The following is a 21,607-nucleotide window of genomic DNA, read 5'->3' as shown; positions in this document are numbered from 1 at the left end:
ACCGACCTAGTCACCGCGGATGCAGCGGTGCGACCGGTTCCACCGCCGTCTCGGGGAGGCGGTGACTTTCGATGTAGTCCCACCGGATCCGGTAACCCAGTCCCGGCGCGTCGGGCAGGTCGACGAACCCGTCCGGGCCGAGCGGGTCGCAGGGCGCCTCGAGATAGGGTGGTGCGGCGTCGTAGCGCACCCCCGGGCCGAGCAGGCCGCGCTCGTAGTATTCGCAGACGTCTTCGCTGGTGGCGCCCAGGACTTGCAGGTTGCCGAAGCCGCTCATGTGGATCTCGCACCGCATGCCCACCGCCTCGCACATTCCGATCAGCTTCATGGCGCCGGTGATGCCCCCGCGCAGGACGTCGATGCGGCTGATGTCGGACGCGTTGCGCAGGATCCAGTCCGCCCTCGTGTAGATGCCGCCCTCCGCGATCTCGGGTGAGCAGATCGGGATGTCCAGTGCGGCAGCCAGTTTCACGTAGGAATCGACCAGGTGCTCCGGCATCGGATGCTCGTACCAGTAGAAGCCCAGCCGTTCGAGCTCGCGGCCGACCCGCAGCGCGTCCGCGTAGGTGTGGTAGGTGCCCCACGGGTCGAACATCAGCAGCATGTCGTCACCGACCGCCGCCCGAACGTCCCGGCACACCTGGATGTCCCAGTCCACGTAGGACGGTCGGGGCAGGGCGGGTTGACCCGTCGCGGGATTCCAGTAGTGGTACGGGTGGATCTTGTAGGCGCGGTAGCCCTGTCGTTGGCATTCGACGGCGTGGGCGACATAGGCCTCGGGCGATCCGAGGTTGTTGAAGCTGCTCGCGTAGGCCTTGACCCGGTCCCGAGCGCCACCCAGCAGCTTGCGCACGGGCAGCCCGGCAACGCGACCCGCCAAATCCCACAGCGCCAGATCGATGACGCTGCACACGTTTTCGGGCAGCTTCGCCGCCCACAGCTGCCGCCAGATCTCGGCGCGGTCGAATGGGTCGTAGCCGGCGAGAAGCGGGCTCAGAAATTGGGTGATCAGCGCCCGGTCCCCGGGGAGCAGGCCGTCCTGGTCTCCGTGGAAATGGCCACCGAAGTAGTAGCCTTCGACCCCCTCGTCGGTGAGCACCTTGGTCACCGTCTGCACCACGCGGTAGTCGGTGTTCAACTGGCCGAACGAGATTCGGTCGACGAACGTCTCGAACGGTACGACCTGCAGGCCGGTGATCTTCATGACAGCAGATTGTTCCGCCGGGTCGGGCGTCCGCAGTAGAGGCGAAAGTCCCGCGCCGCTCAGGCCCCGTCCCAGATGCGGCGGAGGGCCTCACCCTGGAGCGCGAACAACCGTTGGGAGACGGACCAGTCGGGCAGCAGCGTGTCGAATCCGTGACAGGTGCGTGGAAACACGTGCAGCTCGGCGGAGACCCCGGCGCGAAGTAGCTGTAGCGCGTAGTCGATCGCCTCGTCGCGGAAGGGATCGATCTCCGCGCAGGTAATCAGGACGGGCGGCAGGCCGCCCACTTGATCTCGCCGCGCCGGGACGGCAGCCACCGATCCGGTCGCCGGGCCCAGGTAGTGGCGCCACATCAGGTCCGCCGCCTCGCTGTCGAAGGCCGGGCTGGTGCAGAATTCCGCCTTCGACGCGGTTTCTCGATCGTCGAGCACCGGCTGGTGCAGCAGCTGGAACGCGATTGCCGGCAGCGACCCGTCGGCGGCACCGTGCGCCAGGCACGCGGCCAGCGTGGCGCCGGCGCTGCTGCCCGCCACGGCCAGCCGCGCCGGGTCGATGCCCAGGTCGGCCGCGCGGGCCGCCGTCCAGCGCAGCGCGACGGTCGCGTCGTCGAGGGCGGCCGGATACGGGTGCTCGGGGGCCAGCCGGTAGTCGACGGACACCACCGTGCAGCGGCCGCGGCGCGCGAGTTCTACGCATTGCCGGTGATCGGTGTCCAGGTTTCCCAGCGCGAACCCGCCGGCGTGGCAATAGACGACCGCCGGGGCCGGGGACTCTCCGCCGTGATAGAGGCGCACCGGCACGTCGGCGGATTCGTCCGCCGCGTTGTCCTCGACGATCCGAATGCCTTGCGTGTCAACCTGTTCGGCGGCCTCCCGCCGGCGCTGGTTGAACGGTTCGCGGATGAGCTGGATCGAGGCCGGCGAAAAATCGGTCCGCGTCGTCGCGACGGCGCGCAGGGCGGGATCGAGCCGGTCAAAACCATCCAAGCCGTCCAATTCCGTCATCGGCGTTGCCCGTCCAGCGCGGTCAGCGGGTCCTCGTCGACGGCGGACACGGATGGCGCTCGGAAACTGAAATCGGCCGGTTTGAATCTACGGGTCATCCCCCAGAAGCTACGCGCGCCGCGCGGCCGCCGTCGGCAAGACCGCTTAGATGCCGCCGCAGACCATACTTGCCGGCGCCGACGATGCCGGCCTTCATCGGATCTGTAGGCATTGCCCACCGTCGACGACCAGTTCCGAGCCGGTGATGAACGACGCCTCGTCGGAGACCAGAAACGCCACGGCGTCGGCGATCTCGCGCGGGCTGCCGAGCCGGCCGAACATCGACGCCGCGGCCAGCCGTGTCTGCGTGGCCTCGTCGAGCATCGGGGTCGCGATCGGTCCGGGGAAGACGGCATTGACGCGGATGCCGGACGGGGCGAGTTCGGCCGCCGCCGTTTGGGTCAGGCCCCTAAGCGCCCACTTCGACGACCCGTAGGCACCGTGCTGCGGGAAGGGGCGGATCGCTCCCGTGCTGCAGATGTTGACGATCGACGCGTGTTCGGCCTCCCGCAGCCGGGCCAGCGTTGCGCGTATGCCGAGGAAGGCTCCCAGACAGTTGACGCGCCAAGCCTTTTCGAAGGCTTCGGCCGTCTCGTCGGCCAGCGACGCCCGGTGCAGCACGCCGGCATTGTTGACCAGCGTGCTCAGCGCCCCGAATCGGTCGACGACCCGCCCGACGGCGGCGTCCCATTGCGCCGGTGAGGTGACGTCGAGCTCGACCGCGATCACGTCGTCGTCACCCAGTTCGCCGGTCGCGGCGGCGAGTTCGCCGGCTCGCCGGTCACAGGCGGCCACCGAATAGCCCTCCGCGCGCAGCCGTTTGGCGATGGCCCAGCCCTGGCCGCCGGCTGCGCCGGTCACCAGCGCGACGCGTTGACTCATGATGACGCAGCCTCGGTTTCGTCGTCGGATGGGCCGCGGCTGGTCGCCTCGCGTAGGTGTTCGGCCGCTCCGCGCCACAGCGCCTGCGCTTCGGCCGCCAGGGTGATCATCCGAAATCCCAGCCGCGCCATGGCTTGACCGGTCTTGCCGTCTCCGGCGTGAATGCCGGTGACCAGTCCCGCGTCGGTGGCTGTTCGGTGGATTCGCGTTATTGCGTCCAGGACCGCCGGGTGTTTGGTCGAGCCGACGGCGTCGACACCCATCGAGATGGCCAGATCGGCCGGGCCGATATAGATTCCGGCCAGGCCGTCGACTGCGCAGATTGCCCCGATATCCCAGAGCGCCGCCGCGGTCTCGATCATCGCGAACACGCTCACCCGGGACTCCAGAGCGGCCGGCTCGAGGCCCAGGCTGGCGCGCAGCGGGCCGAAGCTGCGGATACCCGCCGGCGGGTAGCGGGTGGCGGCGACCGCCGCGGCGGCCTGGTCCGCCGACTCGATCATCGCGATGGCGACGGCGTCGGCGCCGGCGTCGGCCACCCGCCCGATCGGTGCGGCGTCGGCGTTGGACAGCCGCACCAGGGTGCCGATGGGCACGTGTTCGAGGCGTCGCAGGATGCCGGCGATCTCGGCGTCGTCGAGGTAGCCGTGCTGGGCATCGAAGCCCACGTAATCGTAACCGGCCCTCGCGAATTCCTCTGGCCCGAGCAGCGTCGGCCCGGTGATCCAGCCGCCCCATGCCGGGGTCGCCCGGTTCAGCGCCCGCCGCAGGTTGCTGTCCGTCACCGTCACCGTCACTCCGCGATCGCGATCTTGATGCGTTCGGGAACCGGCCGGCAGGCCAGCTCGAACGCGTCTTGAACATCGTGGACGCCGAAGGTGTGGGTGCGGTAGGAGCCGAGCAGCTCGGGATGCTCGTCGGCGAACTTGCCGGCGAGTTCCAGCATTCGCCGCCGGTCCAGCGTCACACCGGATTTCAGCGTCAGGTTGTTACGCAGCATGAGGCGCATACTAATCGGGTAGGCGTCGTCATCGGCAACCCCGAAATAGAAGACGGTGCCGCCGGGAGCGGCGGCCTCGATGGCGTGGCCCAGGGTGGCCACCTGGTGACCGACGGCCTCGATGACGACATCGGCCCGGTCACCCGGGGCGAGTTGGCTCACCCACCGGTCGCTGGTGGCGCGCACCGCGTCGTCAACCCCGAATGCCGTTGCGACACTTGAGCGGTCGACGGGATCCACCCCGGTGATGCGCCGGGCGCCGGCCGCCTTAGCGACGTAGGAAAACAGCAGGCCTATCGAGCCCTGGCCGATGATCGCGACGTGCCGGCCGGCCAGGTCCGGCAATTGCTCGCAGGCATAGAGCACACACGCCAGCGGCTGCAGGCCGATGGCGTGTGTCGGGGTCAGCGCCGGATCGTACGGCGCCAGCCCGTCACCGTCGCTGATCACGCGTTCCATCAGGCCGTCGAACCCGGACGCCCAGCCCACCACCCGATCGCCGGGTCGGTGATTTCGATGCCGGCTGGCGATCACCTCGCCGGCCACTTCGTGGATCGGGAAGCCGTCCTTTTCCGCCGCGCCGCGGCCGTCGTCGCCGGGAAGCCGGCCGCGGTTGCCGCGAAAGGCCGGCAGGTCACTGCCGCAGACGCCGGCGGCCGAAAACCGGAGCAGCACCTGACCGTCGGTCAAACGATCGGGTGTGTTGTCGGGGATCGACGCCCGTTCGAACAGGTACGGGGCGACGATCCGGTAGGACCACACGTCAGACCTCCACCGGGATCGTGTTCCATCCCCACTGGAAGCTGGACGGCAGCCGGGTGGCGGCCTCGCCGTGGATCGCGTAGTGGGGCACCCGGTGAAGCCATTCCCGCACCAGCACGGCGACTTCCAGCCTGGCCAGGTGGTAGCCGATGCAGAAGTGCTGGCCACGGCCGAACGCCAGCGAGCGGCGGATGGGCCGGTCCCAGACGAACTCGTCGGGCTCCGGGTATTCCCGCTCGTCGCGGTTGGCCGACGCCAGCAGCGTGATGATGCGCTGGCCGGGCCGGATCGTCGCGTCGTGAATGGTGAAGGGCTTGCGTGCCGTTCGGGCGAACCACTGCGCCGGCGCGCAGAACCGGATCATCTCCTCGCGGGCGACGGGCACGGTGTTCTCCGGGTCGGCGCGCACCGCGGCGAGCTGGCCGGGCCGCTGGCTGAGCTCCCACAGCCCGTGGGCGACGATCTTGGGCACCGTTTCGGTCCCGCCGATGAAGACGCACAGCATCTGGGTTGCGACTTCGACGTCGGACAGCGCGCTACCGTCGGGCAGGCGGTAGCCGAGCAGGCCGTCGACGATACCGAGCGGCTCCCCGGACGGGTCGGCGCGGCGGCGCTCGACCGCCGGCACAAGGTATTCCATGTAGTTGGGCCGCGCTTCGGCGGTGTCCACGCCGACGCCGGGTTCGGCGAGGCTGCCGGCATTGACCGCGGCCAGTACCTGCGGAGCGAGATCGGTTGGGATGCCGAGGAGTTCGCACACGACGGACGCCACCACGATGCCGCCGTAGTCCTGGGTCAGGTCGAACGAGCCGCGCGGCAGCAGCAGATCGAGTCGTTCGTTGGCCAGCGCTCGGATCCGGCTCTCCAGGCCCGCGACCGCTTTCGGCCGCAGCGGCGCCGAGTGCGCGCGCCGGATCTCGCCGTACAGGTCGGTGTCGAACACCGCGTGAAATGGCAATGGGTGCAATGGCGGGTCGTCTACCGGCCCGGTGTTGTGCGTGGCCAGCACCGACGCCGCGGGCAAGGTTCCTTCCGACGCGACGAATGTGCCGTCGTTGACTTCCAGGACCCGCCAGATGTCTTCGAAGCGGGACAGCGCGAAGGTGTCCCACTGCGGCATGTAGTAGACCGGATGGCGATCGCGCAGGATTCGGTAGTACGGCAAGGGGTTTGCCATCACCTGGGGGTCGAACGGGTCGTAGGAGAAGCTCACTGCAGCGGCGAGGGCGGTAGGGCCTGCAGTATCGAGTCTTCCCAGCCGTCGCGCAGCGCGGGCGCCACGCTCATCCAGGTGACAATCTCGGCGGGCGGGCTCTCCTTCCACGAGGGGTAGTGATTGGCGAAGCACTCCCAGCCGCCGTCCAGCGCCCAGTAGTGGATGACTTCGTTGTAGCGGAAGGTGGTGGTGAACGAGCCCAGCCAGCGCTTGCCGGTGCGCTCCGACCACGGGACGTAGAGGCGCTCCAGCTCGCGGATGTAGTCGTCTTGGCGTCCCGGCTTGGTCTGCATGATCTCCTGAATCACCAGTGGCGCAGTGAAATTGGCCTCGCGCAGCTGGGCCAGCGTCTTGTTTCTGGGCCCGGGGTACATGATGCGGCCCTCCCCCGAGGCGCCGATGTCGGCCAGATACGCCGACCATTTACCGGCGGCCGCGTGGTGGCTGCCGCCGGGCGCCTGGGCTGCCCCGATCTTGGCGTAGTCGGCGAATCCGTCGATCTCCCAGACGATCGTCACCTGCGGCCAGTGACCGTTGTACGGGGTGGTTTCCCAGATCGCGAACAGCCGGGCGCCGAGCTCGTCCATCATCGGTCGGTAGGTGTCGGTGAACATTTCGGTGAAGCAGTCACTTCGCCCGGAGCCCAGCGAGATGGTCTCGTGCAGGTAGAGCAGTGTGTGACCGTAGTACTTCTTCATGGGCTAGTCGAGCCGCGAACAGGTCGCCGCGTCGCACAGCAGTGTCTCGGTGGGATCGACTGAGCCGCAAGCGATCCCGGCCGCGGCGAGCGCGTGGCCCTTGAATGTCCGCGCCGCCGCGCTCAGCACGTGTTGGGCCCTGGTCATCGCGCGATCGACTCCCAGCGGCCACCCGTCGCCCCACAACGCTACTTCGGTCAACCGGTCGTCGAGGGACTTGAGCACCCTGTCACGTGCGCGTGCGTCCGCGGTGAACGCCTCGGCGCTGACCGCCAGGCTCTGGCTTGTCGTTTTGGTTTCGTCGAACCCGGCCCGCGCCGCCCGCGCGCCGAGGATCCTCAGCGACCGGGTGTCGCAATTGTCGGGTAGCAGCACGGTCACCTCCCAACCGGCCATCGCCCGGTCGTAGAGCCAGCCCCCGGCCGATTGCACGACGTCGGCGGCGCTGCCGGCGACAACGTCAAGTCGGTATCGCAGATGCTCGCCGTCCGCGCGGGTTGCTCGCGCGGTGTTGATCCGGCTGCTCGGCCTGATGTATGGAGTGACCATCGATTCGTTCCTCACCGCCACACCGGCTCGGTGCGTTGGCATAGCTGCAGCGCTCGTCGTGGGCTTCTCGTGTGGGCTGCCGCCTCACGCTGCGCCGCGGCCGGATAGCCCCGGCCCGGCGAATCGGGTGATGCGACTCATCGGACAGCGTGACACTTCGACGGATATTTGTAAAGCACCGCTAGCGGTTCACGACCTGCGGCGGGCCTCGAGCTCGGCGAGAACTTCCTGAGTGTGCTGGCCGAGTTCCGGTGCGACAGAACGCGGCGCCCACGGAGTGCCATGGAAATCCGCCGGTGTGGCCACCATCGGGACGCTGGCTCCTTCGTCCGGCACGTCGAGAGGGACTTCCACCAAGCCGCCCGCGGCGTGGAACTGCTCGTCGGCCACGACATCCTCGAGCGTGTTGACCGGCGACCAGAACAGGTCCGGTTCGCCCGCGAAGATCTGGGCCCATTCGTCGAGCGGGCGGGTCGCGAAGATCTCGTCCAACTCGGCGATCAGCGGCACGGCGTTGGCGGCGCGGGCCCGGGCGTCGCCGAAGCGGGGATCGGTTAGCCAGTCGGGGCGACCCACGGCGCGACACAGCGCGGGCCAGTGGCGATCGGCTTCGAGCCCGACGATCCAGAATCGCCGCCCGTCGCCGGCGGTGTAGTTGTTCATGCATGGGTTGCCCATCGATTCGCGTTGCCCGATCGCGATCGGCTGGCCGGTGAGCAGATAGGTGTTGAGGTCGAAGCTGACGGTGTAGGCGCCCTGCCGGTACAGCGAGGTGGTCACCAGCTGGCCCGTTCTGGTGCGTTCGCGGGCGAGCAGCGCCGCGCAGATGGCGGCGACCAGGGTCATGCCGGCCGAGTGGTCGCCCATGCCGCCGCGCTGGAACGGCGGCGTGTCGCCCGGCCGCGTAAGCAGGTGGGCCACGCCGGCGCGAGACCAGAACGCGGCCACGTCGTAGGCGGCGCGGTCGGCGTCGGGCCCGGTGTCGCCGTAACCGGTGATCAGCCCGTAGACCAGGCGGGCGTTGCGGGCCGACACCGACTCGTAGTCCAGCCCAAGGCGTTGCAGCGCGCCCGGGCGCACGTTGGTGACGAAAACGTCTGCGTCAGCGAGTAATTCGAACGCGGTGTCGCGGCCGGCGTCGGTGGTGAGGTCCAAGACGACGCTGCGCTTGGACCGGTTGTCCATTTCGAACGGCGGGTTGACCCCGAGATCGCAGCCGAGCATCCGGCCGAACATCCGCCCCGGGTCGCCGCCCGGCGGCTCGATCTTGATGACGTCGGCGCCCCAATCAGCCAGGATGCCCCCGACGGCCGGCCCGGCCACCCACACCCCGAGCTCGACTACCTTGATGCCTTCTACCGGTCCTGCCATGGCTCAGTTCCTACCCGCGCTCTTGCTGCCCGTTACTCTCGGGTCGGCCGGTCGACGTCCCCCGCGGGCTGCGTTGAATCGTCACCGGCGATTCTCACAAGGCCCCAGGCATCCGGTAGCGGATTGGGGCGAGTCACCACCTTCTTTTTGTCGCCGCGCGCAGGCGGACACCCGCCGCGGTCAAGCCGCTACATGCCCGGCAATTTCAACGGGTTTGTCGCTGCGGGGCCGGCGCCCGGCGGCGAGAAGGGCATGGCCGGGACAGGGCTGGCCCCCGGCGCCCGGAACGGACTGGGCAAGCCCGGGTTGGCGGCCAAGCCTTGCAACGGGAATGGCATCTGGCCGTTGGCAAGCGATGTCATGAAACCCGGGCATTGCATCTGTATCGCCATGCTGGCGACGAATCCGGCGATTCCCGGTGAGAGCCCCGTGTTCCCCGACAATTGCGACGCTATCGACGCCAACGTCGCGCCCGGCTTCACCAGCATCGGACAGATGGACTGCCCCACTCCTGCAAGGGCGTTGCTCAATGAGCTGTCGTTACCAAAACCCGCATGGTTCAACACGGTGGTGATCGATCCGGTGGGAGGATCGGCGTGCACGGGGGCCACCAAGGCTGTCCCCGCGACGAGGACGCCGCCCATGACCGCGAGCGGACGAAGCACCGCCAAGCCTGCGTTGATCAGATTCGCCCGCGCCGCGAGCGGAAGGATCCCTGGGACGCGATGAACCGTCCGCTGGGTCGATGGGCGGTACGTCGTTGGTGCGGTCATTCATTGCTCCTCGCTATAACGGATCGCAACTGCAATCGTTTCACTTTGGTAACAATGGATGACTTAGGTCACAGGAACAACACGAATAGGTCAAGGTTTGTGATTGCAGCGTTTCCTTACCGTTGTCTCAAGGACACTGGGCGCTTTGAGGTTTGGCTATGGACCCGGGCTGCACGGGATTGGTTGAGCCGTATCGTTGGATCTCGCTGGTGTTGTGCGCGGGAAGGGACACCATGACTCTGGTGGCGGGACGTGGTCCGCTCAGCGCCGATCCGGCCGGGCGGTTCTCTCCCCCGGTACCCGCCGAGGTTGTCTTCATCGAGCCACACCCACGGCGCGTGCAAGCCTTCCTGGGCGGGCGTTTGGTGATCGACACCGAGCGGGCGCTGATGGTGCACCGACGCGGTCGGCCACTGAGCTACGTCTTTCCGGCCGATGTGGTCGGGGATCTACCAACCCAGCCCGAGCCTGAAGCGCCGGGCTTCGTCTATGTGCCGTGGGATGCTGTCGACACCTGGTTGGAGGAAGGCCGAAAACTCGTTCACTACCCACCAAATCCGTACCATCGCGTCGACTGCCGCCCTACCCGACGCCACCTGCGCGTCTCGGTCTCTGGCACCACCCTGGTGGACACGCACGACACGGTGATCCTTTTCGAGACCGCGCTCGAGCCGCGGCTCTACGTCGATCCCGCACACGTGCGCACCGATCCGCTGCGCCGCACGGAGACGACGAGCTACTGCAACTACAAGGGCTTTGCGACATATTGGTCCATTGTTCTCGACGACCTGGTTATCGACGACGCCGCCTGGAGTTACGAGGATCCACCCCCGGAAAGCCTTCCTATCAAAGGGTTTTTCAGTTTCGATGCCGCTCGTGTGGACGTCGTCGCCGAGCTGCCGCCCTCCTAAGGCCGCGAAACTGCAACTGGCAACGCATTTCCCGAGTGCCACCGTCGGTAGTTACACTTTCGCGGCATGTAACTGTCGCTCATCCGCCGCAGTTACGACCGCTGAGCCATGCAAGGCCGTGACGAAGGCGCTTGCGGCCCAGTACGCGTGGACGGATAAGAGCGGCAAGGGCCGGATCCTCGACGAGTTGTGCGCCACCACCGGTTGGCCCGCAACGACGAAGGCATCATGGGTGAAACCCGGTCGAGTGTCATCCGGCTCACGGGTCAGGTCATCGTTGACGGCTCCGCGCCCAGTCGAGAGCACACCAATAAACGATGGCCCCCTCTTGCGAAGGGGGCCATCGCCGTTGGCGGTCACCGGCTCGCATCGGGGACCACCACTGGACCTAGAGCATCTTGAGGATGGCTAAGACCAGGCTTCCAAGGTGGGTTGCGAGCGATCCGAGCGCGCCGCCCAGCTGGGCCGGGAGACCAGCCAGGACGGAGGGGATGTTTTGCAGCGCCACCGTCAACTGGCCGCCGACATAGTTGAGACCGGTGGTAATGGTGTTCATCGCTGGCCAACCGTTGGTCGCACTGGTGAGGAAGCTTTGGATTCCGGCCGAGAGGCTGCCGCCGCCCGTGATGTTTTGGGCGCCAGAGGTGACCATCGAGCCCGCGATTAGCTTAGGCAGGGTAATTAGGGCTTCAGGGGCCAAGCCTTGGCGGCTGTTCAATATGGCGGTGTTGATCAGGGCATTGGCCATCTGGCCGGGCATATCGACAAGATCGCTGATCGAGCCCAGCGTCTCCCCGGCATTCCACGCCGTATAGGCCGCTTGGAGGCTGGCGCCCGCCGCATTTATGGGGTCGCCGATGATGGAGAAAGCAGGGTTCACAACCAAAAGCGGAGCGTAGGTGAGAAATGAGTTGACGAAGTTGGCGAAGTTCTGCGACATGGCGACCGGGATCCGAAGGATCGCTTCGAGCGGTTCCCCCACATTGATAATCGGATCTGAATAAAAGGCCGTCAAGAGCTGGGACGTCGCCGTGCTGATGTTACCTTTCAGAAGACTAGTCCAGGCTTTTGCGATAATGGGAACAAAGTCCGTCGCTTTGCTACCGAGGAAATAATTAACGCCATTGTTCGCGGCCTTTTGAAATGCCGAGACGTAGCTTGTCCCGTATTGCGCTGCGTTCGCGCCGACTTGCTGCAAGGTCGGGAAAGGCAATTGGCTGAACTGGTTGTACAACGTCTGCAGGTTGCTGCCGGCCGTCTCGAACGTGTTGATCCACGTCTGGGCCGGATTGACCACACCGGCGAAGATATCCGTAGGCACGTCAGCCGCGACTGACCCACTTGCGAGCGACGCGAGTTCGCTCTCCACGCCAGAGAACAGGTCCATCATGGTGCCGGCGGCATCGGTGAGCTGGATGTCGGAAATGCTCACGTGGGAGAGCTGGTGTGCCAGCCGAAAGTCGGGTACGTGGTGGGTTGCCGGGGCGATGGTGATGACGCTGGCGGCGGCCAGGGCAACTCCAGCGGTGATGTGGGGGCGGGCTGTAAGTTCCACGACCATCTCCTTAGATCGGGTATTCGGATGACGATGGTCAGAACGTAGCTGAGCGGAACGCTAGATTCGGGCCGCTTCGGGCCTGACAGTGGAATTTGGTGGCGCAAGCACAATGCTTCGCAAACTTTATTTAGTCAAGTAACCTATGGTCGAAGAACTTTTCATAGCCTGGAGTTAACCCCCCCCCCGAATTTTAGTTCTGAGCGCAACTACCCTGAGGCGACGCTTGACATATATTTGCCACACTCAGGCGGTACCACCGGCAAACCCCTCCAACGCCGGGCCTACCAGTTAGGGGATTCCGACTTGCTAGACGGGGATGGCGCAGCCATTTTCAGGGTTTCCTGTCGGTTGCTGCTTCGACTCGGGTGCGAGCAGGAGGCTTCGGTCGAATCTGCACAGGCGATGACCGTAAGTCCTGCAACCACTTTCGTAGCGGGGCCGTAAGTATGCTCACAGAGCCGTGCGTAGTTGGCGCGCCGGAATACCCTTGCTCTCACGGGATTTCGGGTCAACATGTCGACACATATTGACGGGGCGTCAGGGCAAGGTCCAATTGGCCTCTCGGGCTGATGCGGTCCAACGCGAACGACCCGGCCCGGCCACGGGGCCTTTGATACCGATGCGGTGAGGCCCTGATCAGACTGATAGCACGCCGCCATACGGTCCACGCAATTTTCATTCATAGCGCTGCGATCTAAAAGCTGGCCGGTCGCGTGACGGTGGCTTCTTACGACCACGTAATGGTGTTCGGCTTCCAAGTTCGTCCGCTGACGGCGCCGGCAAGCACAGGGTCGGCCAAGGTGATGACCGTATCCAGGACGTCACCAAAACGTTCGGGCAACCACGAGCAGTTGTTTCGTTGTCGCCAGGTTGTCCACTTCCCTTGGCCGATGGTGCTATAACCGTCAAGCACTTCTCGAAGCGGTGCGACGGCGGCGCGGCGGTGCTGGGCGACGGCGACAAGGGCGTTTTGAAGGTCTGACCCGGCGATCGGGTGGTGACGCGACAGTATCCAGATATCACCGAAATCGCGCCAGCGGGTGTTGGCCGTTCCCCTTTGAACAGCGGTGACGATCTTCTCGGCGAGGACCATGTGCATCGGGTAACCCGCGACAACGATTGGTTCCCCGCCCCGTAACCGAGGAACCGATACATAGGTGGGCCCAGGGTGGATCGGATCGCCGACACTGACGTCAATATGAAATGTCAGGCGCGAACGATCCAGCATTGCTGTGGTGCTGACTCGCACACCGGAGTAGTCGTCATCTTCCCGGATCATCTCTGCCCTAGCCAAATCTGGTCGAAACGCCAAGCCGTCATCGTCGGCAAGAGTAACCGTAAGAACGGAACGGACCAGTTCGAGGATCGTCGAGGTGTCGTTGCCGATGCGTTGGCCCGACAGGTCGACATCGCGTGTCGGACGGCGATTGCCGAAGGCTGCCAGCAGCACACCGCCTTTGAGGACGAACTGATCACGCACTGGGCTAACAACCAGCCTGGCCAGGAATCCCTCCAGCGCATATAGCTGATGGAGTTCGTTGGTGGGTCTGCCGGTTTCGCGTGCCTGACGCTGCAGGTCAAGGTAGGCATCTCCAGCGGGGGTTCCCCGCCTCACCGCGTTCACAGCAGGATCTCCAATGCCGTGTGCAGCGCCCGCTGCGCGCGGGGAAACGAGCGCGCCATGCCTAGCAGGGTCGAGGGTTGGCCGCCTTGGCGAAGCCACCGCTTCAGTGCCTGGTTGGCGATTTCGCCGCCGACCAGGTGGCGCAGCCGGAAGGCGTCGATGATGCTGCGCTCGGCCGAGTAGATGCCGATGCGGCGGCCCGCTCCGGTATCAAATGAATCGCGGCCAATCTCGAAAGTCTCGAGACTGAAGTGATGCCAGCGGATAGGCATGGTCATCTCGGGAGTCCACGATCCACGAGGGATGGCGAGGTCGATGACGGCGGGGATGTCGTCGATGAGGTCATGGCGGGCCAGTGCCGATTGCAGCGCGATAGTGGCGTGTGGCGATTTGGCCGCAATTTCGGTGAGGTCTTCGTCGCCGCGCCAACCGCTTTTGCGGTATAGCCCGCGCGCCAGCGGGGTGACCTCGCGATCGGCGATCAACTGGCGGAGCTGGCGCTCGTTGATGTGCTGCAACGCCTCAGAGAATCTGAAGGTGTCGGGCAGGGCCGCAAGGATGTCCGGATACTGCTCATCCACGACGCGATCTCCTCACGTGTGCGTAGGTAAACCTCAACACCAATCGCTCTAGTGTAGAGGATTTCCTACGCGCAGTTCACGCATGTTTTAAGCGTCGACCATTTTGAGCCGCGTCACCGCTGCGGGCTCGCCAGAACCGCAGGACGTATCGGATCACGACACGGGGCAGCCCTGCGCTTGCACTGCTGCGTTGAGAACCCTTCTGCAGCTTGCTATTTGGTGCAGGCGACGTGGCATCGCCGAGTGGTATACCAGGACATATCGCACACATCAATCAAACAATCGGTGCCCTTCGTCCTGCGCTTTCACCGCTCACCGTTGAAGAGGACAGTTGTTTGCAGACCCGGTCAGCTACCGTGCCGGCTGGCCTCCCGAGGGCTCACAATGCCGAGAGAATGTCGAGCGCGATCGTGGAGAAGTCGGTGGCCAGCGTTGTCGCCGTCGTTCCCAGCGCTCCCCCGAGGTCGGTCGCCAACGACGGTCCAAGCGAACCGGCGATATCGGTCACCGCGGCCGGGTCGAAGCCCTGCAGCAGACTGGGCAGCTCGACCGCCGCACCGGCCATCACGCCGGCGCCAGTCGAGAGATCAGCCGGGCTCAACGCCGCCGCCATTGTGGCGGCCGCCGACCCTACGCCACCATAGGTGTCCCAAAGATTCGCTAGGTTGCCGACGATGGTCTGCAGTGAAGGCCAGCCATTGATCAGTTGGTGCAAGAAGTCCTGGATTGCGACGCTGATACTCCCGCCCTCCTCAACGTTTTGTGCGTTAGGAGCGACGATCTCCTTCGCCAGAGTCGGGGCGAGCGTGGTTGCCAGAACATAAAGCAAGCCATAGCGGCTCCCAGAGGCCGGGCTGCTGAGCAAGCCATAGCTTCCTGTCAATCCGTTGAGGAGGCCATTGGTCATCGCGCCGGGCGTATTGACCAGGTTGGACAGCGCGGCCACCGCATCCCCCGCGGTCCACGAATCGTAGACAGCTTGAAGACTGTTACCCAGCGCGTTCCATGCTTGCCCAGGCATGTCAGAGAAGAGATAGTTACCAAGCTGGGTTACACCGGTGGTGAGCATATAGTCGGTTGCTTTGTAGAGATTGTCGGTGATGTCGATGGGGATGGTTAAAGTCTTTTCGAGCGGCGCCAAGATGGATATAAGTGGCCAAAAAAACAGCGCCGGATGCATGGTGTCGAATGCGCCCGAGATATCGCCCGACATAAGCTGACCAAAAGCCGCGTCGGCGATCGGCCAAAAGTCAAAGGACTGCGTCCCGGTAAAGAAACCCACGGCACCGTTCGCGGCATTTTGGAATGACCCAACGTAGATACTCGCGTACTGCAACCAGTTTGCGACGAGCTGTTGCGCGACCGGGAACGGAATCTTGCTCCACTCGTCGAAAATGTACTGCAGGTTGGCGCCCGCGGTCTCGAACGTGTCGATCCAGGTTTGCAGCGGTAGCGGCAGCCCGGCAGCGCTGATGACATCGGCTAGGCCAGCGGCGGGCACCTCGGCCGAGGCCACTCCGTTGTTGGCGAGTGATACGAGTTCGTTTTCCACGCCGGCGAACAGGTCAACCATGCCTTCGGCGGCGTCGGTGAGGTTGATGTCGGAGACGCTGACCTGGGGCAAGTGCTGGGCCAGGCGAAGCTCGGGTAGACGCTGGGCCATGGGGCCTGCGGCGAGGACAGCGGCGCTGGCCAGGGCGACTCCAGCGGTGACAGTGGGGCGGGCTGTAAGTTCCACGACCATCTCCTTCGATCGGACATTCGGATAAGGATGGTCAGAAGGTAGCTGAGAGCAAGCTGAGTTTCGGGCGAGTTCTGATGAAGTTACTTAAGTTCGCCTCGCAGACATCGAATCTCGCAAACTATTCGAGATAAAGAAACCAATGTTTGTAGAGATTTTAGAAGTCCTGGAGTTACCCCCCCCCCCGAATTTTAGTTCAGAGCGCAACTACCCTGAGGCGACGCTAGCCGTATGTTTGCCATACTCTGAGCGATACCACCTATGACCGGCGAGGGCGTCCCAGCCCCAGCGCATGCTGGGCGATCATGTTGCGGAAAACCTCCAGGGTCCCGCCGTAAATCCCGGTGGGGAGCGCCAGCCGGAAAAGGTACTCGGTCGCGCCGTCGTCAACGGAACCCTGGGCATCGGTCGGCAACGCCGACGCGGCCCCCAACACATCCATCAAGTCCGGTGAGATGTCGCGCATCGTCTGCGCGATCGCGACGCGGCCGAACATCCCGGGCGTGGACAGCGCCGCCTCCATCCGGGCGACGCTGCGCCCCAACCGGTACTTGACCGACCCGTCATCCACCAGACGCCGTCCATTGGACTCCGCCCCCGACGCGAGCGCCGCGACCGTGTCCACCGCCTCGGCCATCAGCAGCCCGTGGCCCGACATCGCCGCAATATTTTGCAAGCCATGGTCTTCCGTATCGACGACGCCATGCTCGGAATCGAGCGCCGAGCGCATCACCGTCCAGCCGCCGTTGACCTCGCCGATCCGGTAGAGGTCGTCGACGCGGACATCGCTGTAATAGACGATGTTGGTGCGGTCGCCATCCACCGTGTGGATGCCCTGGATCTCGATGCCGGGTGAATCGAGCGGCACCAAAAACATGGTCAGGTTCTTGTGCTTGGGCCCCTGCGGGTCGGTGTTGGTCAGCAGGAAAGCATACTGGGCGTTCTGCGCGTTCGAGGTAAACATCTTGGAGCCGTTGATGATCCAGGCACCCGAGGCATCACGCACCGCCCGCGTCTTGCAGGTGGCGACATCGGAACCGCCCTCGGGCTCGGTGTAGCCCAGACACAGCCGGATCTTGCCCGACAGGACTCCCGGCAACACCCGTCCACTGAGCTCCGGCGCGCCGAATTGCTGCACAAGCCGCGCGACGACGGACGTGGTGCCCCAGTGGTACCAGGGCGTGTGGGCGCGGCTGATCTCCAGCTCGAAGATCCGCCGACGCACCGGGCTGAACCCACCTTCGGACTCCAACTTCCAATCCCCGGCCAGGTATCCCGCTTCACCCAGCGCCAGATGCACGTGCTCGTCGAAGTTTTCGCCGGACTCCCGATCACGCCGCCGCACTTCGTCGGTGACCAGCACCCCCAACAACGCCCGCGTCTGCTCCTGAAAAGCCTTGTCCTCGGCCGAAAGTGCGACCCGCGAAAAGTCCATTCAGACCGCGTCGATGACAAGCGTCCGGAAACGGTCGATGCTCTCCAGCGCATGCGCCATGCTGTCGCCGGGCAGGCCGACCTGCACCCACGTCACCCCGAGCGCCGCCAGCTTTTCCAGGCCCGAAAGGTAAGCGTCGGCGTTGAACTCGTCGTTCGCGGGGCTGCCGCCGTCGAAGTTGGTGAAGGTGATATCGATCGCGGAGAAGTCCCTGCCTGCCGCATCGCATCGACGCCGTAGATCGTCGATACCGGCGGCCAACCGGTCCAGCGAGTCGATGGTCGCGGTGCCCGCCGTCTGGGCCAGCCGCGCGGGCGCGGGAAACGGGCACCAGCCGTCGCCGTACTGGGCCACGCGCTGGCGGGCCGCCGCCGTGTTGCCGCCGATCCAGATCGGCGGATGCGGCCGGCTGATCGGGCGGGGGTGGGCGGTGATCCCCCGCGCGGTGAAATGCCTTCCCTCAAAGGAGATGTCATCGCCGGTCCACACGGCACGAATCACCTGTAGCGCTTCCTCGAACAGCTCGGTGCGCTCGTCGTAGTTCACACCCAGCGCCGCGAACTCCCGCTTCAAATAACCCACGCCGACCGCCAGCGTGAATCGGCCACCCGAAAGCAGGTCCAGCGTCGCGCCGGACTTGGCCACCACGAACGGGTTTCGATACGGCAGCACCACGATGTTGGGAATCAGGCGCAGCGTCGTCGTTCGGGCCGCGGCGAAACCCAGTGCGACAAAAGGATCTAACGCATCGTGACCGCCCGCCTCCAGCCAGCGCTGCGACGGGGCGGGATGATCGGTGAAGCCGAACCCGTGAAACCCGGCCGACTCGGCGGCCGCCGCCACCGCCACAATGCTGTTCCCGTTCAACAACTCTGGGTTGTAGTGATGGGTGTGCATCGGATGGGTGATGGTGAAGCGCATGGCCTTAGAACCGTGATCGGGCGTCGATCGCCGTGTCGCTGGTGCGCAGGGGACGGATCAGGGCCTCCTGGGCGAACGACGCCAGCAGCTCGCCCTCCTCGGTGTGCACGGTGCCGCGAACGTACGACATCCCCGCGCCGACCTGGGTGCTCTCGTGGGTGTAGAGCAGCCAACCGGTCCAGCGCACCGGTTCGTGGAAGGCGACCGAGATGCTCATCGGCGCGGTGGACACGGTCAGGTGCGCCTGGCTGGTGCCGATGCCCGGGTGCGCACGCATGGTGGTGGAAATCCCCAGGTGCCCGGTGAAGTACGCAACCAGCGCCTTGGCCAGGTCGTCACGCGTCGGGATGGGGTCGTAGCGCAGCCACGCGTACAACTCCGGCGGCCCGACCTCGTCGGGGCTGTTGACGTCGACGACGTCGACGAGCCGCAGTTCTCGCCCGGTCATCGGCATCTCGGACGTGTGGGCGGCGGCGGGGGCGGCCACCTGGGGCCGCGGCAGGTGGTGGCGGATGACGTCGCCCGTCGGGACATCGGCCAGCACCGTCACGCTCAGGCACCGCCGGCCGTTCTGGTGCACGGCGACGATCGCGGTGGCCGTCGACCGGCCCTCATGCACCACGTCGAGGATGAGCTCCACCGGAGGGCCGACGGCCACGGCGCGGGAGAACACCGCGTGCGCCGAACGCACCGACTTGTCCGGGAACCGTTGCGCCACAGCGACAATCGCCTGCGCGACCACCTGGGTGCCTTCCACCACCTGCCGCTCGTCCTGGCCGGCCCCGACGTCACCGGCGGTGTCGCCGGTGAACCGGTCGGGCCCGTCGGGCCGCACCTCGAACAGGTCCAGCAGGCCCTGCACCGACCATTGGGCCCGGTCAGAATCCTCGGAGATTTTCGTCAAACCCACCCCGCCTCTCGCAGTAGCAGCTCACGGCTCAGCGTGACACTTCGCGTAGGACTTGTAAAGCTCGCCGGCGGGCTGCCGCGCGTGCCGGGCGAGATTGACACCGGCACCCGCGGTGCGTGACACTTTTGCGGTGTTTTGTAAAGGCATCGGCGGATGATCCCCAAGCCGCTCGCCAACGGATTCTGCTTCGGCGAGGGCCCGCGCTGGTTCGAGGGCCTGCTGTGGTTCTCCGACATGCTCGGTGAGGCCGTGCACACCGTGGACATGCGCGGCTCGTTGACCACACTGCCGCTGCCCGGGCACCGCCCGTCGGGCCTGGGGTTTCGTCCCGACGGGTCACTGCTGATCGCGTCGACCGAGGACCGGCAGGTGTTGCGCTACGACGGCGAAACCGTCGTCACCATCGCCGATCTCACCGACCTGGCGCCGGCCAACCTCGGCGACATGGTCGTCGACGACGCGGGGCGCGCCTACATCGGATGCCAGGCATTCTCGGGTGGCGCGATCGTCCGCCTCGATCCCGACGACAGCGCCACCGTCGTCGCCGAAGACCTCGACTTCCCCAACGGAATGGTGATCACGCCGGACCGAACGCTGATCGTCGCCGAATCGACCGGCCGGCGGCTGAGCGCGTTCACCATCGGCGACGACGGCGACAAAGGCGCGCTGGGTGACCGCCGGGTTTTCGCCGACGGCCTCGACGGGCCGCCCGACGGCCTCGCGCTCGACGCCGAGGGCGGAGTGTGGGCAGCGATGACGCTGGCTCACCAGTTCGAGCGGATCATCGAGGGCGGCGTCGTGACCGACCGCATCGACATGGGCGAGCGGGTCGCCATCGCCTGCGCACTCGGCGGCCCGCAGCGCCGTACGCTGTTTCTGCTGTCGAGCGTCGACGCATACCCTCAGCGCCTGATAGGTACCCGGCTCTCCCGGCTGGACACCGTCACGGTTGCCACTCCCGGCGCGGGCCTGCCCTGACATCGAGAGGTGCCCGAGTGACCGACTGCTATTACGAGCTGATCGACGACACCGACCCGTTGGGCGAGAAGTTCAGGGCGACCGATCTGGTGCGCAGCACCTGGTCGGCCGCGATACAGCACGCCGCGCCGGTGTCGGCGCTGCTGGTTCGGGCCCTGGAGCGATGCGACCGGCGCGACGACACCCGGCTGAGCCGGGTCGTCGTCGATCTGTTGGGCCCGGTGCCGGCCGAGGGCGAACTGTGGGTTCGCTCGCGGCTGGAACGCGGCGGCAAACAGATCGAGCTGGTCGGCGCCGAGATGCTGGGGCTTGGCCCCGACGGTCTGCCCCGGCCCGTCGCCCGCGCCAGCGGATGGCGCCTGCACAAGCTCGACACCGCGGCGCTGGCCCACGCGGCGGCGCCCCTGCCCGGGCCGCTGACCGAGGCACGAAGCCGCGACCTCGCGAAGGACTGGGACCGCAACTACGTGCACAGCCTGGATTGGCGATGGCTCACCGCGCCGCTGAACGACGGTCCGGGAGAGTCCTGGATCACACCGACCGTCGACCTCGTCAAGGGCGAGACCATGACCCAGTTGGAACGACTGTTCGCGGTGGCCGACTGCGCCAACGGCATCGGCAGCAAACTGGACATCACCAGGTGGACGTTCCTCAACACCGATCTGGCCGTGCACATGTTCCGGATCCCCGACGGGGACTGGGTCGGCATTCGCGCGGAAACCAACTATGGTCCCGACGGCATCGGGACGACGGTGGGCACGCTGTTCGACGAGCACGGCGCGGTCGGCGCCATCCAGCAGTCCGTGCTGGTACGCCCGCGGCCCGGGCGAACCTCGGGTGGGGCGAAAATAGAGACATGAGCCAGCCGTTCCCGGCGACAGATACCGACACCTCGACGCGTCGGCGGATCCTCGCGGCGACCGCCGAGGTGCTCGGCCGCAACGGCAAGACCAAGCTCAGCCTGTCGGACGTCGCGGCCCAGGCCGGGGTCTCGCGCCCGACACTCTACCGCTGGTTTGCCTCGAAAGAGGAGCTGCTGTCGGCATTCTCGGGCTACGAACGCCAGGTGTTCGAAAGCGGCCTGGCCAAGGCAACGTCGGGGCTGAAGGGCGTCGACAAGCTCGACGCCGCGCTGCGCTTCATCGTCGACTACCAGCATTCGTACTCCGGCGTGCGCATGGTCGACGTCGAGCCCGAGCACGTGATCGCCCAGGTCTCCCGTGTCATCCCGCAGATGCGGGAGGGACTGCAGCGGCTCCTGCCCGGACCGAATGGCGCGGTGAAGGCGGCGACGGTGATCAGGATCGCGATCTCGCACTACATCGTGCGTAGCGACGACGCCGACCAATTCCTGGCGCAGCTGCGCCACGCCGTCGGGATCAAGGGCAACGGCTAACCTCTGCCGCGAAACTGTATTCCGCTACCTATTTCCCGAGAAGACCCGTCGCGG

21 protein-coding genes are annotated in these 21,607 nt (G+C 65.9%); 4 read left to right on the top strand and 17 right to left on the bottom strand.

Going from position 1 to position 21,607, the window contains the following annotated elements:
- Positions 1 to 10: 10 nt before the first annotated feature.
- The 10 genes from K3U93_RS01640 to K3U93_RS01595 all read right to left on the bottom strand — a co-directional run bounded on the left by K3U93_RS01640 (position 11) and on the right by K3U93_RS01595 (position 9,498).
- Complete coding sequence (locus K3U93_RS01640) at positions 11 to 1,204, bottom strand: enolase C-terminal domain-like protein (protein WP_083012489.1); 1,194 nt, start codon at positions 1,202 to 1,204, stop codon at positions 11 to 13.
- 59 nt (positions 1,205 to 1,263) lie between these two features.
- A complete protein-coding gene (locus K3U93_RS01635) occupies positions 1,264 to 2,208 on the bottom strand; it encodes an alpha/beta hydrolase (protein ID WP_083012486.1) in 945 nt (314 codons plus the stop codon).
- 192 nt (positions 2,209 to 2,400) lie between these two features.
- The gene (locus K3U93_RS01630) at positions 2,401 to 3,129 is read right to left on the bottom strand and encodes an SDR family NAD(P)-dependent oxidoreductase (protein WP_083012483.1); all 729 of its coding nucleotides are present in this window, start codon (positions 3,127 to 3,129) and stop codon (positions 2,401 to 2,403) included.
- Complete coding sequence (locus tag K3U93_RS01625; RefSeq protein ID WP_083012511.1) at positions 3,126 to 3,914, bottom strand: HpcH/HpaI aldolase family protein; 789 nt, start codon at positions 3,912 to 3,914, stop codon at positions 3,126 to 3,128. The genes K3U93_RS01630 and K3U93_RS01625 overlap by 4 nt, the downstream gene beginning before the upstream one ends.
- A gap of 8 nt (positions 3,915 to 3,922) precedes the next feature.
- On the bottom strand, positions 3,923 to 4,891 hold the full coding sequence (locus K3U93_RS01620; RefSeq protein WP_083012480.1) for a zinc-binding dehydrogenase: 969 nt from the start codon (positions 4,889 to 4,891) through the stop codon (positions 3,923 to 3,925).
- A 1-nt stretch (position 4,892) separates the two neighbouring features.
- Entirely contained in the window at positions 4,893 to 6,104 is a 1,212-nt protein-coding gene (locus K3U93_RS01615; protein WP_083012478.1) for a cytochrome P450, read from the bottom strand.
- On the bottom strand, positions 6,101 to 6,805 hold the full coding sequence (locus K3U93_RS01610; RefSeq protein WP_083012475.1) for an NIPSNAP family protein: 705 nt from the start codon (positions 6,803 to 6,805) through the stop codon (positions 6,101 to 6,103). The genes K3U93_RS01615 and K3U93_RS01610 overlap by 4 nt, the downstream gene beginning before the upstream one ends.
- Before the next feature lie 3 nt (positions 6,806 to 6,808).
- A complete protein-coding gene (locus K3U93_RS01605) occupies positions 6,809 to 7,354 on the bottom strand; it encodes a hypothetical protein (RefSeq protein WP_083012508.1) in 546 nt (181 codons plus the stop codon).
- A gap of 189 nt (positions 7,355 to 7,543) precedes the next feature.
- Positions 7,544 to 8,725, bottom strand: a complete 1,182-nt coding sequence (locus K3U93_RS01600; RefSeq protein ID WP_083012473.1) for a CaiB/BaiF CoA transferase family protein — start codon at positions 8,723 to 8,725, stop codon at positions 7,544 to 7,546.
- Positions 8,726 to 8,913: 188 nt separating this feature from the next.
- The gene (locus K3U93_RS01595; protein ID WP_083012471.1) at positions 8,914 to 9,498 is read right to left on the bottom strand and encodes a DUF732 domain-containing protein; all 585 of its coding nucleotides are present in this window, start codon (positions 9,496 to 9,498) and stop codon (positions 8,914 to 8,916) included.
- A gap of 233 nt (positions 9,499 to 9,731) precedes the next feature.
- Between K3U93_RS01595 and K3U93_RS01590 the strand changes: the two genes are divergently transcribed.
- The gene (locus K3U93_RS01590; protein ID WP_083012504.1) at positions 9,732 to 10,409 is read left to right on the top strand and encodes a DUF427 domain-containing protein; all 678 of its coding nucleotides are present in this window, start codon (positions 9,732 to 9,734) and stop codon (positions 10,407 to 10,409) included.
- Positions 10,410 to 10,797: 388 nt separating this feature from the next.
- Here K3U93_RS01590 and K3U93_RS01585 read toward each other — a convergent pair whose 3' ends face one another.
- The 7 genes from K3U93_RS01585 to K3U93_RS01555 all read right to left on the bottom strand — a co-directional run bounded on the left by K3U93_RS01585 (position 10,798) and on the right by K3U93_RS01555 (position 19,173).
- Entirely contained in the window at positions 10,798 to 11,964 is a 1,167-nt protein-coding gene (locus K3U93_RS01585) for a hypothetical protein (protein ID WP_139797198.1), read from the bottom strand.
- Between the two features lie 730 nt (positions 11,965 to 12,694).
- Entirely contained in the window at positions 12,695 to 13,591 is an 897-nt protein-coding gene (locus K3U93_RS01580) for a nucleotidyl transferase AbiEii/AbiGii toxin family protein (protein WP_230981559.1), read from the bottom strand.
- Positions 13,588 to 14,172, bottom strand: coding sequence for a type IV toxin-antitoxin system AbiEi family antitoxin domain-containing protein (locus K3U93_RS01575; protein WP_071512584.1), 585 nt, complete (start codon positions 14,170 to 14,172; stop codon positions 13,588 to 13,590). The genes K3U93_RS01580 and K3U93_RS01575 overlap by 4 nt, the downstream gene beginning before the upstream one ends.
- A gap of 379 nt (positions 14,173 to 14,551) precedes the next feature.
- On the bottom strand, positions 14,552 to 15,916 hold the full coding sequence (locus K3U93_RS01570; RefSeq protein WP_220688571.1) for a hypothetical protein: 1,365 nt from the start codon (positions 15,914 to 15,916) through the stop codon (positions 14,552 to 14,554).
- Between the two features lie 256 nt (positions 15,917 to 16,172).
- On the bottom strand, positions 16,173 to 17,348 hold the full coding sequence (locus K3U93_RS01565) for an acyl-CoA dehydrogenase family protein (RefSeq protein ID WP_083012464.1): 1,176 nt from the start codon (positions 17,346 to 17,348) through the stop codon (positions 16,173 to 16,175).
- The gene (locus tag K3U93_RS01560; RefSeq protein WP_083012462.1) at positions 17,349 to 18,269 is read right to left on the bottom strand and encodes an LLM class F420-dependent oxidoreductase; all 921 of its coding nucleotides are present in this window, start codon (positions 18,267 to 18,269) and stop codon (positions 17,349 to 17,351) included. It abuts the gene before it with no gap.
- A gap of 4 nt (positions 18,270 to 18,273) precedes the next feature.
- On the bottom strand, positions 18,274 to 19,173 hold the full coding sequence (locus K3U93_RS01555; RefSeq protein WP_083012499.1) for an acyl-CoA thioesterase: 900 nt from the start codon (positions 19,171 to 19,173) through the stop codon (positions 18,274 to 18,276).
- A gap of 159 nt (positions 19,174 to 19,332) precedes the next feature.
- Between K3U93_RS01555 and K3U93_RS01550 the strand changes: the two genes are divergently transcribed.
- Genes K3U93_RS01550 through K3U93_RS01540 form a run of 3 tightly spaced genes read left to right on the top strand, consistent with a single transcriptional unit; the run spans position 19,333 to position 21,553 of the window.
- On the top strand, positions 19,333 to 20,157 hold the full coding sequence (locus K3U93_RS01550) for an SMP-30/gluconolactonase/LRE family protein (RefSeq protein WP_083012460.1): 825 nt from the start codon (positions 19,333 to 19,335) through the stop codon (positions 20,155 to 20,157).
- Between the two features lie 17 nt (positions 20,158 to 20,174).
- Positions 20,175 to 21,017, top strand: coding sequence for a thioesterase family protein (locus tag K3U93_RS01545; protein WP_071512589.1), 843 nt, complete (start codon positions 20,175 to 20,177; stop codon positions 21,015 to 21,017).
- Positions 21,014 to 21,553, top strand: a complete 540-nt coding sequence (locus K3U93_RS01540) for a TetR/AcrR family transcriptional regulator (protein ID WP_071512590.1) — start codon at positions 21,014 to 21,016, stop codon at positions 21,551 to 21,553. The genes K3U93_RS01545 and K3U93_RS01540 overlap by 4 nt, the downstream gene beginning before the upstream one ends.
- Positions 21,554 to 21,607: the final 54 nt, after the last annotated feature.

This window comes from Mycobacterium malmoense (genome assembly GCF_019645855.1).
Classification (GTDB): Bacteria; Actinomycetota; Actinomycetes; order Mycobacteriales; family Mycobacteriaceae; genus Mycobacterium; species Mycobacterium malmoense.
This window is presented reverse-complemented; position numbering and strand designations above follow the sequence as displayed.

Coding starts and splice junctions, on each gene's coding strand:
- K3U93_RS01635 (WP_083012486.1), bottom strand. CDS start 2,208: ATGACGGAATTGGACGGCTTGGATGGTTTTGACCGGCTCGATCCCGCC.
- K3U93_RS01570 (WP_220688571.1), bottom strand. CDS start 15,916: ATGGTCGTGGAACTTACAGCCCGCCCCACTGTCACCGCTGGAGTCGCC.
- K3U93_RS01595 (WP_083012471.1), bottom strand. CDS start 9,498: ATGACCGCACCAACGACGTACCGCCCATCGACCCAGCGGACGGTTCAT.
- K3U93_RS01600 (WP_083012473.1), bottom strand. CDS start 8,725: ATGGCAGGACCGGTAGAAGGCATCAAGGTAGTCGAGCTCGGGGTGTGG.
- K3U93_RS01565 (WP_083012464.1), bottom strand. CDS start 17,348: ATGGACTTTTCGCGGGTCGCACTTTCGGCCGAGGACAAGGCTTTTCAG.
- K3U93_RS01605 (WP_083012508.1), bottom strand. CDS start 7,354: ATGGTCACTCCATACATCAGGCCGAGCAGCCGGATCAACACCGCGCGA.
- K3U93_RS01630 (WP_083012483.1), bottom strand. CDS start 3,129: ATGAGTCAACGCGTCGCGCTGGTGACCGGCGCAGCCGGCGGCCAGGGC.
- K3U93_RS01550 (WP_083012460.1), top strand. CDS start 19,333: ATGATCCCCAAGCCGCTCGCCAACGGATTCTGCTTCGGCGAGGGCCCG.
- K3U93_RS01540 (WP_071512590.1), top strand. CDS start 21,014: ATGAGCCAGCCGTTCCCGGCGACAGATACCGACACCTCGACGCGTCGG.
- K3U93_RS01610 (WP_083012475.1), bottom strand. CDS start 6,805: ATGAAGAAGTACTACGGTCACACACTGCTCTACCTGCACGAGACCATC.
- K3U93_RS01590 (WP_083012504.1), top strand. CDS start 9,732: ATGACTCTGGTGGCGGGACGTGGTCCGCTCAGCGCCGATCCGGCCGGG.
- K3U93_RS01560 (WP_083012462.1), bottom strand. CDS start 18,269: ATGCGCTTCACCATCACCCATCCGATGCACACCCATCACTACAACCCA.
- K3U93_RS01640 (WP_083012489.1), bottom strand. CDS start 1,204: ATGAAGATCACCGGCCTGCAGGTCGTACCGTTCGAGACGTTCGTCGAC.